Genomic DNA, 13,775 nt, shown 5'->3' with positions numbered 1-13,775 from the left:
GCCGGGTCGGCCGGGTCGGCTAGGCCGACACGACCTCGTCGCGCAGGCGCTCCAGGCGCTCGCCGACGGCCGCGACCGCCTCGTGACGGACGCCCAGGTCGGCGAGGCTGGTCATGAGGGTCTCGACGATCCGGTCGAAGGCGGCATCGGTGATGGCGAGCCCGGCGTGCGCCTCGATGAGGCCCCGTCCACCGAACACGTGCGGGCCGCCGAAGGCGGCGGTGAGGAAGGCGCGCTGGTGGGACTGCAGCCGATCGAGGTCGACGTCCCGGAACCAGGGCGCGAGCTCATCGTCGGCGACCACGCGGCGGTAGAGCACCGCCACCGCCGTCCGCACGCCGTCGGGACCGCCGACCTCGTCGTACAGCTCGGGCATCCCGCCTCCCTCGTCTCCAGCGATCCTAGACTCGCGCCCCACGGGTCGACGTGAGCATCGATTGCTCATTCCGGCCGGAGTGCGCCCCAGCTGTGCGACGATGCCCCCATGTCGCCACGCATCGAGTTCGAGCGCGACGTGTTCTCGTCGCGGGGCTGGACGCTGCTCGTGGACGGCGCCGCGCAGTCGCACGTCGACGCCGAGCAGCCGACCCGGCTGTTCTTCGAGTACGTGCGCCGCATCGGCAACGTGATCGACGCCGTCGCGGACCCCGGCGCGCCGATCGCGGCGCTCCACCTCGGCGGCGGTGCGATGAGCCTCGCACGGTACGTCGCGGCGACCCGGCCCGACTCGAACCAGGTCGTCGTCGACGCCGACGCCCGGCTCGTGTCACTCGTGACCGAACGCCTGCCGCTGCCCGCGGGCGAGCGAATCTCGATCATGGTCGCCGACGCGCGCGACGCACTGGCGCGCCTCGACCCGGACCTGCGCTTCGACCTCGTCATCGTCGACCTCTACGCCCGGCTCGAGGCGCCCGCGTTCGTCGACGATCCGACCTTCCTCGGCGCGTGCCTCGGGCGTCTCGCGCCGAACGGGGTCGTCGTCGTGAACGTGGCGGATGCCGCGGGCGGCCCGCGCCTGGCCGCCCAGGCCCGGGGCCTCGCGCGGGCCGACCCCGCCGCCGACCTCCTGGTCGCCGGCCCGCCGGCCGTGCTCGCGGGCGCCGAGGAGGGCAACGCCGTGATCGTCGCCGGTCCCGCGATCCCGGCACGCGTCGTCGAGCGCCTCCGCGAGGCCGGCCCGTTCCCCGTCGAGGTGCTGCAGGGCGCGCGCCTGGACGCCGTGCTGTGGGGCGCGTGCTGATCCGGCGCGGGTAGCGTGGCATCCGTGCCGGAACTCGAACGACGCCTCGCCCTGAGCGGCCACCTCGCCCGCCTCGAGGAGTCGCGCACGCGCCCGGGATCCTGGACGCTGACCGTCGACGGTACGCCGCAGTCGCACGTCGACCTCGAGCAGCCCGAGTGGCTGGGTTTCGAGTACGTCCGGCGCATCGGGCACGCCGTCGACCTCGTGCGCGAGGAGGGTCGGCCCATCACCGCGCTGCACCTCGGCGGCGGCGCCTTCACACTCCCCCGCTACGTCATCGCGACGCGGCCGGGATCGCGGCAGCAGGTGATCGAACTCGAGTCCGACCTCGTCGACCTCGTGCGCGAGAACCTGCCCTTCCCGCGCGGCGCCCAGGTGCGCGTGCGGCACGGCGACGCGCGCGAGGTCCTGGCCAAGCTGCCGGCGGGGCTCGACGGCGCGGTCGACATCGCCGTGGTCGACATCTTCTCGGGCGCGCGCACGCCCGCCCACGTCACGAGCGCCGAGTTCCACGGGCTCATCTCGCCGCGGCTCGCGCCCGGCGGCATCGTCGCCGTGAACGTGGCCGACGGCGCCGGGCTCGCGTTCGCGCGCTCGCAGGCGGCGACGCTCGCGCACGTCTACGAGCACGTCGCGATCGCCGCCGACACGGGCATGCTGAAGGGTCGGCGCTTCGGCAACGTCGTCATGTACGCCTCGCACGATCCGCTGCCGTTCGACACGATGCCGAGGCGCCTCGCGAGCGACCCCGCCCCGGCGAAGCTCGTCGACGGCGACGAACTGGTGCGCTTCATCGCGGGTGCGCCGATCGTGACGGATGCCACGGCGGTGCCGTCCCCGCCGCCGGCGCGGTCGGTCTTCCTGGCGAAGCCCTAGCCGCAGCTCGGCCGTCACCCCGGACGGCGACGCGCACTCCCGCCGGACGGCCGCGGTCAGGCGTGCCGGAACCGGACCTCCTGCCCCGGCCGGACCTGCGCGAGCCGGTCGAGCGAGGCCGGGTCGACGATCGCGACGACCGGGTACCCGCCCGTCACCGGCCGGTCGGCGAGGAGCACGGTCGGCACCCCGGCGCCGGTGACCTGGATGGCGCCCGCGACCGTCGGCTCGCTCACGAGCTCGCCCGGCACCCTCCGCTCGAGCGCGGGGCCCTCGAGCCGCGCGCCGACGCGATCGGAGGATGCGGACACGCGCCAGCTCGACTCGTGCAGCGCGGCGAGCGCGGCATCCGTCACCCAGTCGGCCCGCGGCCCCGGCAGCAGGCCGAGCGAGACCGCGCCGACCGTCGGCGGGTAGGCGGCGTCGTCGTCGAGCAGGGGCACGGATGCCGCGGGCTCGGGCCCCACGGCGAGCACGCGCCCGGCGTCGACGGGCTCGGGTCCGATCCCGGCGAGCGTGTCGCGGCTCCGGGACCCGAGGGTCACGGGCTCGTCGATCCCGCCGCGGACCGCGACGAGGTACCGGAGGCCCCGCTGCGCGGTGCCGATCTCGACGGCCTCGCCGGCCCGCACGCGCGCGGCGCGGTACGGCCCGACCTCGCGTCCGGCGACGCGCACCGACCCCCACGCCCCCGTCACCGCGAACCAGAGGTCGCGATCCGGTGCGAACCTGAGCCCGCCGAGCACGACCTCGAGGCCGGCGAGCCCGTCGGGGTTGCCGACGAGCCGGTTCGCGAGCGCGAGCGCGCCGCGGTCCAGCGCGCCCGACGGCGCGACGCCGAGGTGCGCGAAGCCCGGACGGCCGAGGTCCTGGACGAGCACGCGCCCGCCCGTCCCCTCGATGCGCAGCCGGGTCATGCGCGCGCCTCCCGGAAGCGCACGCCGCGGCCGGGGACGAGCAGCGCCGGCGGATCGGCGTCCGGGTCCCAGAGCGCGGCCTCCGTCCGACCGATGAGGCGCCACCCGCCGGGGCTCTCGCGCGGGTAGGCGCCGGAGAACGCGCCCGCGAGCCCGACCGCGCCGGGCGGCACGCGCGTGCGCGCGACGTCGAGCCGCGGCACGTCGAAGGGCCAGTCGTCGGCCACGAGGTAGCCGAACCCCGGCGCGAAGCCGATGAATGCGACGCGCCACCGGGTGGCGAGGTGCCGGGCCACGAGGTGCTCGGCGGTCACGCCGAGGTGCGCCGCGACGTCGGCGAGGTCGTCGCCCCGGTAGTCGACGTCGATCACGAGGTCGTCGTCCGACGCCGGCTCCTCCGCGCGAGCGCCGTCGCCCGCCCCGGAAGAGGCCGATGGGAGCGCCTCGCGCACCGCCCGCCGCACCCAGTTCGCCGCCGACTCGAGCGGGAGCCGGGCCGGGTCGACGGCCACGAGCAGGGTCCGTGCCGCCGGCACGAGCTCGACCACGCCGTCGGGCAGGTCGCGCGCGAGCGCGTCGTGCAGCTCGATCACGGCGTCGAGCCCGTCGCACTCCACGAGGATCGCCGAGCGGCCGGCGGGCAGCAGGCGGGGCTCGGCACGACTCATGCGAACGGCCGCACGTCGTGGCCCGCGCTCGCGAGCGCCGCCCGGACGGCCCGGGCGATGCCGACCGACCCGGGGGTGTCGCCGTGCAGGCAGAGCGAGTCGGGGGCCAGCTCGACGCGCGCGCCGTCGGCTGCGCCGATGCCTCCGGTCTCGACGAGTTCGAGGGCCCGATCGGCCGCCCGCCCGGGATCGTGCACGAGCGCGTCGGGGTGGCCCCGCGGCACGAGGCGGCCGTCGGCGAGGTACCCGCGATCGATGAAGGCCTCGCGGGCGTAGCGGATGCCGGCGGCCGCCGCCGCGAGTTCGAGCGCGCTTCCGGGCGGCCCGAGCACGACCACGCCCGGCGCCGACCCGGCGAGCGCGTCGGCCACCGCGTCCGCAGCCGACCGATCGGCGCCGAGCCGGTGGTACAGCGCGCCGTGCGCCTTGACGTACGCGACGGATGCGCCCGCCGTCCGTGCGATCGCATCGAGCGCGCCGAGCTGGTACAGGATCTCCGCCGCGAGCTCGTCGACCGAGACGTCGAGCGCCCGCCGGCCGAACCCGGCACGGTCGCGGTAGCCGGGATGCGCCCCGAGCACGACCCCGTGCCGGACGGCGAGGCGCGCACTGCGCAGCATGGTCAGCGGGTCGCCGGCGTGGAACCCGCACGCGACGTTCGCGCTCGAGACGACCTCGAACATCGCCTCGTCGTCGCCCATGCTCCACGCGCCGTACGACTCGCCGAGGTCGGCGTTCAGGTCGATCGCGCGCTGCATGCTCCCATTCTCCCGCGTGCTCGCGCAGACTGGGCGGGCGGGCCGGGACGACCCACCGGCTCGGGGGAGGTCCCGGATGCACGTGCGGACACGGCGGACTCGTACCCGGACCGGAACGGTCGCCGCCGCGACCGCGCTCGTCGCCACCGCGGCGGCCGTTCTCGCGGGCTGCGCGCCCGACGCGGGTTCCGGCCCGGTCGTGATCACGCCGTCGGCGCCCGCATCGACGTCGCCGGCGGCGTCCGCCCCGCCGGCGATGCGACCCGTGGGCGAGGCCGAGACGCTCGCCGAGGGGCTCGAGTCGCCGTGGTCGATCCTCCGGCTGCCCGACGGCGGTGTGCTCGTGAGCGAGCGCGACCGCGGGCGGATCGTCGAGGTGCTCCCCGACGGCGACCTCCGCGAAGCGGCCGTCCTGCCCGACGTGACCGCCGGCGGCGAGGGAGGCCTGCTCGGGCTCGCGTACCTGCCGGGCGACGGCGTCGACGAGGCATCCGTCTTCGCCTACTTCTCGACCGACGGCGACAACCGCATCGTGCGGATGCCGCTCACCGGCGAACCGGGCGAGCTCGGCCTCGGCGAGCCCGAGGTCGTGCTCGATGGCATCCCCCGCGGCAGTCGTCACAACGGCGGGCGGCTCGGGGTGGGGCCGGACGGGTTCCTGTACGCGACGACCGGCGACGTCGGCGACGGCGACCTGTCGCAGGACCCGGACTCGCTGGGCGGCAAGATCCTGCGGATGACGCCCGACGGCGAGCCGGCGCCGGGCAATCCGTTCGGAACCCTCGTCTGGAGCCTCGGGCACCGCAATCCGCAGGGCGTGGCGTGGGATGCCGCCGGCGGAATGTGGGCGGCCGAGTTCGGGCAGAACACCTGGGACGAGCTCAACCGCATCGAGCCGGGCGCCAACTACGGGTGGCCGATCGTCGAGGGGCGGGCCGGCGACGATCGCTTCCACGACCCGGCCGTGCAGTGGCCGACCTCCGAGGCGAGCCCGAGCGGCATCGCGATCGTGGGCGACACGATCGTGCTCGCCGCGCTCCGCGGCGAGCGGCTGTGGTTCGCGTCGCCCGCGCTCACCTCGCCGACCGAGGTCGACGACGCGTTCGCGGGCGAGCTCGGACGACTGCGCGACGTCGTGCCCGGACCCGACGGCGAGCTCTGGGCGCTCACCGGCAACACCGACGGCCGGGGGTCTCCGCGCGACGGCGACGACCGCCTCGTGCGGATCCGGCTCGCAGACGCAGACTAAGCCGGTCCCCCGTTCGGGGGACCCCGGAAGCGGTTGCAGCCGGTACTCCCGGGGATATCCTCGATCGCATGGCGGATCTCGCGAGGGTTCGGATCTGGGCTGAGGCGCTCATCGCCCTCCACCTCGACCCCGCCGTGTGGAGCTTCGGCTTCGACAACGCCAAGAAGCGCGCCGGCCTCTGCAACTACACCGCCAAGCGCATCTCGGTCTCGCGATACCTCGCGGCCCGGTACGACGACGACGAGATCCACCAGATCCTGCTGCACGAGGTCGCGCACGCCATGGCCGGTCCGCGCGCGGGCCACGGCCCGAGGTGGGCGACGACCGCGGCCGACATCGGCTACGTGGGTCGGCGGACGCACGACGGCGCGGTCGCCGACGAGCTCGCGCCGTGGGTCGGCCGCTGCCCGGTCGGGCACGAGCACTACCGGTACCGCGAGCCGAGCCGTCCGCTCAGTTGCGGGCTCTGCCGCCGCGGCTTCGACCGGCGGAACCTCATCGTGTGGAGCCGCCGCGAGATCACCGCGGCGATGCGGCGCGCTGCGGCGAGCGCGGCCGCCGACTGACCCGGGGGCGGATGCCGCGGGCGCAACTGCAACCGCACGTGCGGGTCGTCCGCGGCGGCCGGGCATCCGTGACCCGATCGTGGTGATCGCGGCCGTGCGCAGCCGGTAGTTTGGTGCGGTGCCCGTCTCGACCGTCTCGATCCCCGTCGGCCAGTGGTTCACGGACGACAGCGGGCGGTGGTGGTTCGACTCCGGTTCGTTCGCGCTCGACTTCGCCTACACCGGTGGCATCCACGTCGCCGTCGCCGTCGCCCCCGCACGACTGAACTCGCCCGACGACCTCACGGCGTGGATGCGCGAGCGTTTCCCGATGCCCGTCGCGCCCGCACGGTCGCGCGACCTGTTCGACGCGACCTCGCTGCGCGACGCGATCGCGCGCCTCGCCCTCGCGGCCGGCCGCGGCGAACCGCTCGCCACGGCCGACATCGACGTGGTCAACCTGTACGCCGCGACCCCCGACATCCCGCCGACGCTCGACGGCGGCTCCCGGCAGGCCGGCCGGTCGGTGCAGACCGTCGGCCAGGCGCTCTCGACGATCGCGCGCGACGCGGTCGACTGCTTCGGCGAGGCGAACCACGGTCGCGTGCGCATCTGCGCCGGCGACTGCGGCATCGTCTACCTCGACACCTCGCGTGCCGCGAGCCGGCGCTGGTGCTCGATGCAGCGCTGCGGGAACCGTGCGAAGGTGCGCGCGCACCGCGCGCGGAAGTCGGGCAAGGTCGCGCTCAGCGCCGCCTGATCGCCCGCGCCGTCGTGAGGAGCGCGCTCAGCGGGCCCTGACGACCCGCGCCGTCGCCTCGGCGTCGCGGGTCGCCGCGCGGCGCAGCGCCGCGGGGTCGGCTCCGCCCGCGATCGCCTCGCGCCCGCCGACCGACGCGGTCGCGAGGTGCGCGACCGCGCGCCGGAGGCCCGTGTACGAGGCGCACGCGACGGCCGCCTCGGGTGAGGTGTCGTCGATTCCCAGCTCGGTGAGCGCGTCGATCACGGCACCGGCGGCGAGCACGTCGTCGGCGGCGAAGCCGCCGTCTGCGCGCCCGGCGGCGACGATCGCGAGGTACGCGCGTCGACCCAGGGCCTCCTGCTCGGCCAGGATCCAGGCCGCGGTCGCCGGCGCGTCGGCGAGGCCCGCGACGAGCACCGCGTCGGGGGCGTCGGCGAGCACCTCGGCGGGCACGAGGGCGGCCGCGACCGCGCCGTCACCGGAGCCCCCGCCCGCGGCATCCGTCACCTGGTCGACCCAGACGAGCACGTCGGCGCCGCGCGCGATCCGCCGCACGCCGCCAGCTCCCTGGTCGAACCGCACCTGGTACTTCGGCTGCGCGGCGGGCGTCGCCTCCGCGGTCGTGGTCGTGGGGGTCGTCGTGCTCACCGCGTCAGGCTACGCGATCGGCTCGGCGCCACCCACTCGTAGGGTGGGTGCATGACCTCGCATGTCGACGCCCGGCCCGTGACCATCATCACCGGCGGCGGCCGGGGCATCGGTCGCGCGATCGCCGAGCGGCTCGCGGCCGAGGGCCACGATCTGGTGCTGACCTATCGCGAGCGACGCGACGAGGCCGAGGCGGTGGCCGACGGATGCCGCGCCGCGGGCGCGCGCGTCGAGCTGATGCAACTCGACCTCGCCGACCTCGACCGCGCGGCCGAGATCGTCCCCGAGGCCGTCGGGCTCTTCGGTCGCGTCACGGGGCTCGTGAACAACGCGGGCATCACGGGGCTCATCGGGCCGTTCCTCGACGGGTCGATCGAGGAGTCCGAGCTCGTGTTCCGGATCAACGTGCTGGCCCCCATGGTGCTCTGCCGTTCGGCGATCGCGCACATGTCGACCGGTCGCGGCGGCGCGGGCGGGTCGATCGTGAACATCTCCTCGGGGGCGGCCACGCACGGTGCGCCCGACACCTACATCCCGTACGCCGCGAGCAAGGCCGCGCTGAACGCCATGACGATCGGGCTGGCGAAGGAGTTCGGACGCGCCGGCGTCCGCGTGAACACGGTCTCACCCGGAACGACCCGCACCGAGATCCACGCGGCCGCCGGGCGCCCGAACGCGCCCGACGAGCGTGCGGGCAACATCCCGATGCGCAGGCCCGGCGAACCGCACGAGATCGCCGGCGCCGTCGCGTACCTGCTCTCCGACGACGCGTCGTACACGTCCGGCGCCGACATCCTCATCGCGGGCGGCAAGTAGCGGACCGGCCGTCGCCGGCAGACGCCCGCCCGCGCTCGCCGCACTCGAGTCCCATTTCTGGGGTGGAGTACGCGGACAGATCGTCCGCCACCCCGGAAATGGCACTCGATCGGCGCGCCGCGCGTCAGCGGTGCAGTGCGGCGTAGTGCGCGAGCGCCTCGGCGTCACTCGCGCGTGCGGCCGCACGGCGGGCCGCGTCGAGCGCCGCGACCGGGTCGGACTCGCGCCTGGCGATGCCGAGCTGCCGTTCGGCCTCGGCGAGGCGCGTCCGCGCGTCGGCTCCCGCGAACGCGCGGGCGCGCTCGAGCGCCTCGCCCGCCACGCGGATCTGGCTCTCGGCGATCGCGATCGCACCGGGCAGCGCGCCGCGCGCGCCGTCGAGCCGGTCCTGTTCGCGTCGCGCGGTCGCACGCGCGGCCTCGAGCCGATCGCGGGCCGCCCGCAGCCGGTCCCGCTCGGCGAACGGGTCGTCCGCGCGGTGTTCACGGCCGACGAGGAGCGGCGACAGGTCGCCGATCGCGGCGGCGAGCGCCGCGCCCGCCTCCGGGTCGGACGCGTGGTCGCGCTCGCCGCGCGCCGCGATGAGCTCCGCATCGAGGTCGGCCGCCTCGCGACCGGCCTCGTCGGCCGCGCGAGCAAGCTCGAGTTCGACGTGCTCGACGCGATCGAGTTCGCCCTCCGCGCGCTGCAGGGCGTGGGCGGCGCGCCCGTTGAGCCCTGCGACGGGCTCCCCCGGCGCCTCGGCCAGTCGTCGCGCGGCGTCGTCGAGCGCGGAGGCCGCTGCAGCGAGGTCGTGGTCGGCTCGTGCGAGCGAACCCTGCGCCCCGGCGAGCGCCGCCGCCGAGAACCGGGTGCCGAGTCGTTCGAGGGCGGATGCGGCATCCGCGCTCCTCGCGACGAGGCGCCGCTCGCGCTCGCGCAGCGCCGGGATGTCGTCGGCCGCCCCGCGCTCGGCCGCGCGTCGCTCGGAGAGCACGCCCTCGGCGTCGGCGAGCGCGCGCTCCACGGAGTCGCACAGGGACGAGATGCGCGCGCTCCACGTCCGGCGCTGCGCCGCCGCAGCGAGCTCGGCGTCGTCGAGCCGCTGCTGCAGGAGGAACGCCTCGCGAAGCCATCCACGCGCCCGTTCGACCGTCTCGCCGAGCTCGCGCGCCGTCTCCGGTCCGAACTGCGCCTCGGCGAACCGGATCTCCTGCATCGCGTCGCGCACGGCCTCGTCGGCGCCGACCAACCTGGCCTTGGCGGCCGTCTCGAGTTCGCGTGCCGCGCCGACCTCTCGCGCCTCGCGCCGCGCGCCCGATCGGCGGAACCCGAACACGCCCGCCGCGAGCGCCAGCGCGGCGGCTCCGAACACGACGAGGGAGGGCAGCCAGTCGGCGGCGTCGACCATGCTCGGGAGCCTAGCGGGATCGGCCGTGACCGGACCGAGCGGACGCCGTGCGACGCCCGTGAATCCGGCGCGGCCGCTTGGAACGCGCCATCCGTCGCCCCTAGGGTCGTGCCATGCGGGTGCTGCTCAAGCTGACCCTCGACTGCGATGCGGATGCCGCGTGGCGCGCGATCCGCAGCCCGGCCGTGCTGCGCGAGGTCGTGGCGCCGTGGCTCGACTTCGAGTCGCTCGAGACCGAGGGCTTCCCGGCGACGTGGCCCGAGGGGCCGCATCGGATGCGCGCGCTCGCGTTCGGCATCGCCCCGAGCGGCGAGGAGTACGTCGACGTGTCGTACCCGGGCGGGCTGCCGGCAGGGGTGCGGATGCTCCGCGACGGGGGCGGCGCGGTGACCGGGCCGCTCTCGGCGTTCCGGCACTGGGACCACCGCATGGCGGTCTCGCCGCTGCCCGACGGGCGGACGCTGTACCGCGACCAGCTGCGCGCGAGCGCCGGCGCGCTCGACGCCCTGTACTGGTACCCGACATGGACGTTCTGGCAGTACCGCGGGCAGCGGCTGCGGCAGCTCGCGCCGACCTGGGCGTTCGACCCGCCGGGGACGGCGGACGCCGAGCGGGCCGAAGCGGCCCGAATCGGGCTCGCCGCGGGCGCTTCGACCCGGAGCACCGGATCGTGACCGCCTCGCTCGGTGCACTGCAGCTCGCCGACTGGCGCCGGCACGTGTTCGCCCTCTACGCGGGCGTGCGCCACCTCAGCGTGCACGACCCCGCCCAGGGTCACGAGCTGTGGCGCTCGGGTCGTGACGAGCTGTTCGCCGGGCATCCGCAGTCGCCGCTGCTGCCGGACGACCGAGCACGGTTCACGGGCCTCGAGATCGCGCCGTACGACCCGGACTGGCGGTTCGAGCTCGAGGTGCGCCGGCCCGACGAGCCGCAGCGGATGGTGGTCGACAGCTCGTCCGACGGGAAGATCCCGTTCTCGCTCGTCGGCACCGTGCGGCTGCCGTACCTCGGCACGCTCGACGTGTGGCGGCTCACGGCCTACGGCGGCGGGCTGTTCCTGCCGGTGAAGGACGGCCTCGCGGGAGCGCCCGGCGGCACCTACGGCGGAGGCCGCTACCTGCTCGACACCATCAAGGGCGCCGACCTCGGCTCGGGCGGCAACGACGACAGCCTCGTCATCGACCTGAACTTCGCCTACAACCCGTCCTGCGCCTACGACCCGTCGTGGTCGTGCCCGCTCGCGCCCCCGGGCAACACGCTCCGCGAGCCGATCCCGGTCGGCGAGCGGATGCCCCGGTGAGCTGCCCCACGACGGGTGCGCGGTTCCGCGGCGGGTGCGCGGTTCCGCGACGGGTGCGCGGTTCCGCGGCGGGTGCGCGGTGGCGAACCTGCGCACTGGTCGCGACGGCGCGCACCCGCTCGGCGAGTGCGCAGGTCGTCCTGCTATGGTGGTCCGCGGCGTGCGCGACGAACGCGCCGCCTGCGTCGTAGACACGCTTCCGGGCCCAGCGCCCGTCGACTGACTTCATACGGCGAACGGATTCGCCGCCCGGCGTCTTCGCCATCACCCACCGCCGGGTCCATCCGCCGCTGCCGCATCGTGCACCGGCGCGCCCGGCCGTGCCATCCGGAACGGACCCCCTTGACCGAGATCACCTTCGGCGCGCTCGGCGTGCCCGCCCCCCTCGTCGCGGCCCTCGCCGCCGACGGCAAGACCACCCCCTTCCCCATCCAGGCCGACACCCTGCCCGACACGCTCGCCGGCCGCGACGTGCTCGGCCGCGGCAAGACCGGCTCGGGCAAGACCATCGCGTTCGCGCTGCCCATGGTCGCCCGCCTCGGCACCTCGCTCGCCGGGGGCCGCCGCCGTGCGGGCCGCCCGCTCGGCCTCGTGCTCGCGCCGACCCGCGAGCTCGCGACGCAGATCACGCAGACGTTCGAGCCGCTCGCCGCCGCGTACGGCCTCAAGGTCACCACGATCTTCGGCGGCATCAACCAGAAGCGCCAGGTCGACGCGCTCCGCGCCGGCGTCGACATCGTCGTCGCCACCCCCGGTCGCCTCGAGGACCTCATGAAGCAGGGCTTCGCGCACCTCGACGCGGTCGAGATCACGGTGCTCGACGAGGCCGACCACATGGCCGACCTCGGCTTCCTCCCGGTCGTCACCCGGATCCTCGACAAGACCCCCACCGGCGGCCAGCGCCTGCTCTTCTCGGCCACGCTCGACAACGGCGTGGACAAGCTCGTCAAGCGGTACCTGCAGAACGAGGTGCTGCACTCGGTCGACGAGGCGCACTCCCCCGTCGCCGCGATGACGCACCACGTCTTCCAGGTCGCCGACACCGACGCCAAGCACGAGCTCGTCTCGGCGCTCGCGTCGGGCACCGGCCGCCGCATCCTCTTCATGCGCACCAAGCACCACGCCAAGAAGCTCGCGAAGAAGCTCACCGAGCAGGGCATCCCCGCCGTCGACCTGCACGGCAACCTGTCGCAGCCGCAGCGCGACCGCAACCTCGCCGCGTTCGGCGACGGCTCGGTCAAGGTCATGGTGGCGACGGATGTCGCCGCGCGCGGCGTGCACGTCGACGACATCGAGCTCGTCATCCACGTCGACCCGCCCATGGAGCACAAGGCGTACCTGCACCGTTCGGGCCGCACGGCACGTGCCGGCAGCGAGGGCGACGTCGTGACGATCGCGCTCCCCGGCCAGATGGACGACCTCGGCAAGCTCCTCCGCAAGGCGGAGATCCGGGTCGCGCCCGAGAAGGTCGTGCCGAGCACCCCGAAGGTCGTGCAGCTCGTCGGCGAGGTCGCTCCGTACGTGAAGCCCGCCCCGCGCGAGGCGAAGCCGCAGCAGGGCGGCGGCCGCTCGCAGGGCGCCAACGCGCAGCGCAAGCGCGCCGCACGCGAGGAGCGCGCCGGCGGCGTGGCGCAGCCGGCCGGCCAGGGCCGTCGCAGCCGCCGTCGTGGCCGAGGCGGTCAGTCGGATGTCGCGCCCGCGACGCCGCGCCGCGACCGTTCGGGCCGCCCCGCCGAGGCGAAGGCGCACGCACCGAAGCAGGGCGGCGGCCAGTCCCGCGGCGCGCAGACCACGGGCGCGCAGCGCGCGTCATCCGCCCGCGGTTCGCAGAAGCAGCCGCTGCGCGTCGGCAGCCTCGTCTCGCCGAACCGCAACAGCCGCACCAACCGGCGCGCGCAGGGCTGAGCCCCGGTCCGCATCGTCGACGGCCCCGCACCCGGGAGGGTGGCGGGGCCGTCGCCGATTTCGCCCGCGACAGCACCCCGGGTTAGCCTGTGCCGCATGAGCACCGAGGTCGCTGCCGATGTCGTCATCCGTCCCATCCGCGATTCCGACGCCGAGGCACTCGGCCGGGTCCACGCGCAGTGCTGGCACGAGGACTACGACCAGCTCGTGAGCGCCGCGACGCTCGAGAACCTCTCGCCGCGGCGCATGGCCGAACTCTGGACGCACTGGATGAGCCAGGGCGAGGCGTTCACGCACGTCGCCGCGCTCGTCGACGGCGAGATCGTCGGATTCGCCGGGGCGGGCCCCGCACGCGACGAGGACGCGCCGCGCGAACGCGAGCTCTTCTTCATCCACCTGCTCGACGCGCACCACGGCAAGGGCATCGGCCAGAAGCTCTTCGACGCGGCCGTCGGCGAGGAATCCGTGTACCTCTGGGTGCCGTCGGCGAACGAGCGCGCGGTGCACTTCTACGACCGCAACGGCTTCACGGCCGACGGCGTCTCGCACGACGAGCCGTTCCTCGGCGAGAGCATCCACGAGGTGCGGATGGTGCGCTGACGCGCACAACGCGGCATCCGCTCGGGCCGGAGGCGCGGGCCGAGGCGCGGGCCGGGGGACGCTCCTATGGATGTCAAGCGGGGTGTTCGAGGAGTCGGTAGAGGTCGCGGGCGATGTA

Annotated in this window: 16 protein-coding genes; 10 read left to right on the top strand and 6 right to left on the bottom strand. The window is 75.2% G+C overall.

Features of this window, described 5'->3' with window-relative positions; translation table 11 throughout:
- Nucleotides 1–19 precede the first annotated feature (19 nt).
- Nucleotides 20–376: a group I truncated hemoglobin gene (locus GJ743_RS15220; RefSeq protein WP_196217021.1), complete on the bottom strand. Its 357-nt coding sequence runs from the start codon at nt 374–376 to the stop codon at nt 20–22.
- A 108-nt stretch (nt 377–484) separates the two neighbouring features.
- On the opposite strand from GJ743_RS15220, the gene GJ743_RS15215 reads away from it, so the two are divergent.
- Together GJ743_RS15215 and GJ743_RS15210 are read left to right on the top strand one after the other, a co-directional pair.
- Nucleotides 485–1,240, top strand: a complete 756-nt coding sequence (locus GJ743_RS15215) for a spermidine synthase (RefSeq protein WP_155052770.1) — start codon at nt 485–487, stop codon at nt 1,238–1,240.
- 24 nt (nt 1,241–1,264) lie between these two features.
- A complete protein-coding gene (locus tag GJ743_RS15210) occupies nt 1,265–2,119 on the top strand; it encodes a spermidine synthase (protein WP_328289248.1) in 855 nt (284 codons plus the stop codon).
- 56 nt (nt 2,120–2,175) lie between these two features.
- Here the strand turns inward: GJ743_RS15210 and GJ743_RS15205 are convergent, their stop codons facing one another.
- The 3 genes from GJ743_RS15205 to GJ743_RS15195 are packed head-to-tail and all read right to left on the bottom strand — an operon-like array spanning nt 2,176 to nt 4,462.
- Entirely contained in the window at nt 2,176–3,036 is an 861-nt protein-coding gene (locus GJ743_RS15205; RefSeq protein ID WP_155052769.1) for a 5-oxoprolinase subunit C family protein, read from the bottom strand.
- Nucleotides 3,033–3,704: a 5-oxoprolinase subunit B family protein gene (locus GJ743_RS15200; protein WP_155052768.1), complete on the bottom strand. Its 672-nt coding sequence runs from the start codon at nt 3,702–3,704 to the stop codon at nt 3,033–3,035. Before GJ743_RS15200 ends, GJ743_RS15205 begins: the two co-directional genes overlap by 4 nt.
- Nucleotides 3,701–4,462, bottom strand: a complete 762-nt coding sequence (locus GJ743_RS15195; RefSeq protein ID WP_155052767.1) for a LamB/YcsF family protein — start codon at nt 4,460–4,462, stop codon at nt 3,701–3,703. The genes GJ743_RS15200 and GJ743_RS15195 overlap by 4 nt, the downstream gene beginning before the upstream one ends.
- 76 nt (nt 4,463–4,538) lie before the next feature.
- Here GJ743_RS15195 and GJ743_RS15190 point away from each other — a divergent pair, with 76 nt between their 5' ends.
- The 3 genes from GJ743_RS15190 (at nt 4,539) to GJ743_RS15180 (ending at nt 7,016) form a co-directional block, all read left to right on the top strand.
- Nucleotides 4,539–5,711 (top strand): PQQ-dependent sugar dehydrogenase, encoded by a 1,173-nt coding sequence (locus GJ743_RS15190; RefSeq protein WP_155052766.1) that lies wholly within the window; start codon nt 4,539–4,541, stop codon nt 5,709–5,711.
- Between the two features lie 68 nt (nt 5,712–5,779).
- On the top strand, nt 5,780–6,277 hold the full coding sequence (locus GJ743_RS15185) for a SprT-like domain-containing protein (protein ID WP_155052765.1): 498 nt from the start codon (nt 5,780–5,782) through the stop codon (nt 6,275–6,277).
- 118 nt (nt 6,278–6,395) lie between these two features.
- Entirely contained in the window at nt 6,396–7,016 is a 621-nt protein-coding gene (locus GJ743_RS15180; RefSeq protein WP_328289247.1) for a CGNR zinc finger domain-containing protein, read from the top strand.
- Between the two features lie 27 nt (nt 7,017–7,043).
- Here the strand turns inward: GJ743_RS15180 and GJ743_RS20250 are convergent, their stop codons facing one another.
- Nucleotides 7,044–7,646, bottom strand: coding sequence for a 2-phosphosulfolactate phosphatase (locus GJ743_RS20250; protein ID WP_328289246.1), 603 nt, complete (start codon nt 7,644–7,646; stop codon nt 7,044–7,046).
- A gap of 51 nt (nt 7,647–7,697) precedes the next feature.
- On the opposite strand from GJ743_RS20250, the gene GJ743_RS15170 reads away from it, so the two are divergent.
- The gene (locus tag GJ743_RS15170) at nt 7,698–8,462 is read left to right on the top strand and encodes an SDR family NAD(P)-dependent oxidoreductase (RefSeq protein WP_155052764.1); all 765 of its coding nucleotides are present in this window, start codon (nt 7,698–7,700) and stop codon (nt 8,460–8,462) included.
- 124 nt (nt 8,463–8,586) lie between these two features.
- On the opposite strand, the gene GJ743_RS15165 is transcribed toward GJ743_RS15170, so the two are convergent.
- Nucleotides 8,587–9,852: a hypothetical protein gene (locus GJ743_RS15165; protein WP_155052763.1), complete on the bottom strand. Its 1,266-nt coding sequence runs from the start codon at nt 9,850–9,852 to the stop codon at nt 8,587–8,589.
- A gap of 113 nt (nt 9,853–9,965) precedes the next feature.
- Here GJ743_RS15165 and GJ743_RS19735 point away from each other — a divergent pair, with 113 nt between their 5' ends.
- From GJ743_RS19735 to GJ743_RS15145, 4 genes are all read left to right on the top strand, one after another.
- Nucleotides 9,966–10,526 carry a hypothetical protein gene (locus tag GJ743_RS19735; RefSeq protein WP_230386834.1) on the top strand — a complete coding sequence of 187 codons (561 nt, stop codon included), beginning with the start codon at nt 9,966–9,968 and terminating at the stop codon, nt 10,524–10,526.
- Nucleotides 10,520–11,152 (top strand): DUF1684 domain-containing protein, encoded by a 633-nt coding sequence (locus GJ743_RS15155; protein WP_376862040.1) that lies wholly within the window; start codon nt 10,520–10,522, stop codon nt 11,150–11,152. The genes GJ743_RS19735 and GJ743_RS15155 overlap by 7 nt, the downstream gene beginning before the upstream one ends.
- A gap of 342 nt (nt 11,153–11,494) precedes the next feature.
- Complete coding sequence (locus GJ743_RS15150) at nt 11,495–13,057, top strand: DEAD/DEAH box helicase (protein WP_155052761.1); 1,563 nt, start codon at nt 11,495–11,497, stop codon at nt 13,055–13,057.
- Between the two features lie 96 nt (nt 13,058–13,153).
- On the top strand, nt 13,154–13,657 hold the full coding sequence (locus tag GJ743_RS15145) for a GNAT family N-acetyltransferase (protein ID WP_155052760.1): 504 nt from the start codon (nt 13,154–13,156) through the stop codon (nt 13,655–13,657).
- The last annotated feature ends 118 nt before the right edge of the window (nt 13,658–13,775 follow it).

This window comes from Agromyces bracchium, assembly GCF_009709675.1.
In the GTDB taxonomy this organism is placed as follows: domain Bacteria; phylum Actinomycetota; class Actinomycetes; order Actinomycetales; family Microbacteriaceae; genus Agromyces; species Agromyces bracchium.
Note: the sequence above shows the minus strand (reverse complement) of the source record. Positions and strands in the feature narration are given on the sequence as shown.

Coding starts and splice junctions, on each gene's coding strand:
- GJ743_RS15220 (WP_196217021.1), bottom strand. CDS start 376: ATGCCCGAGCTGTACGACGAGGTCGGCGGTCCCGACGGCGTGCGGACG.
- GJ743_RS15215 (WP_155052770.1), top strand. CDS start 485: ATGTCGCCACGCATCGAGTTCGAGCGCGACGTGTTCTCGTCGCGGGGC.
- GJ743_RS15205 (WP_155052769.1), bottom strand. CDS start 3,036: ATGACCCGGCTGCGCATCGAGGGGACGGGCGGGCGCGTGCTCGTCCAG.
- GJ743_RS15200 (WP_155052768.1), bottom strand. CDS start 3,704: ATGAGTCGTGCCGAGCCCCGCCTGCTGCCCGCCGGCCGCTCGGCGATC.
- GJ743_RS15195 (WP_155052767.1), bottom strand. CDS start 4,462: ATGCAGCGCGCGATCGACCTGAACGCCGACCTCGGCGAGTCGTACGGC.
- GJ743_RS15190 (WP_155052766.1), top strand. CDS start 4,539: ATGCACGTGCGGACACGGCGGACTCGTACCCGGACCGGAACGGTCGCC.
- GJ743_RS15185 (WP_155052765.1), top strand. CDS start 5,780: ATGGCGGATCTCGCGAGGGTTCGGATCTGGGCTGAGGCGCTCATCGCC.
- GJ743_RS15170 (WP_155052764.1), top strand. CDS start 7,698: ATGACCTCGCATGTCGACGCCCGGCCCGTGACCATCATCACCGGCGGC.
- GJ743_RS15165 (WP_155052763.1), bottom strand. CDS start 9,852: ATGGTCGACGCCGCCGACTGGCTGCCCTCCCTCGTCGTGTTCGGAGCC.
- GJ743_RS19735 (WP_230386834.1), top strand. CDS start 9,966: ATGCGGGTGCTGCTCAAGCTGACCCTCGACTGCGATGCGGATGCCGCG.
- GJ743_RS15145 (WP_155052760.1), top strand. CDS start 13,154: ATGAGCACCGAGGTCGCTGCCGATGTCGTCATCCGTCCCATCCGCGAT.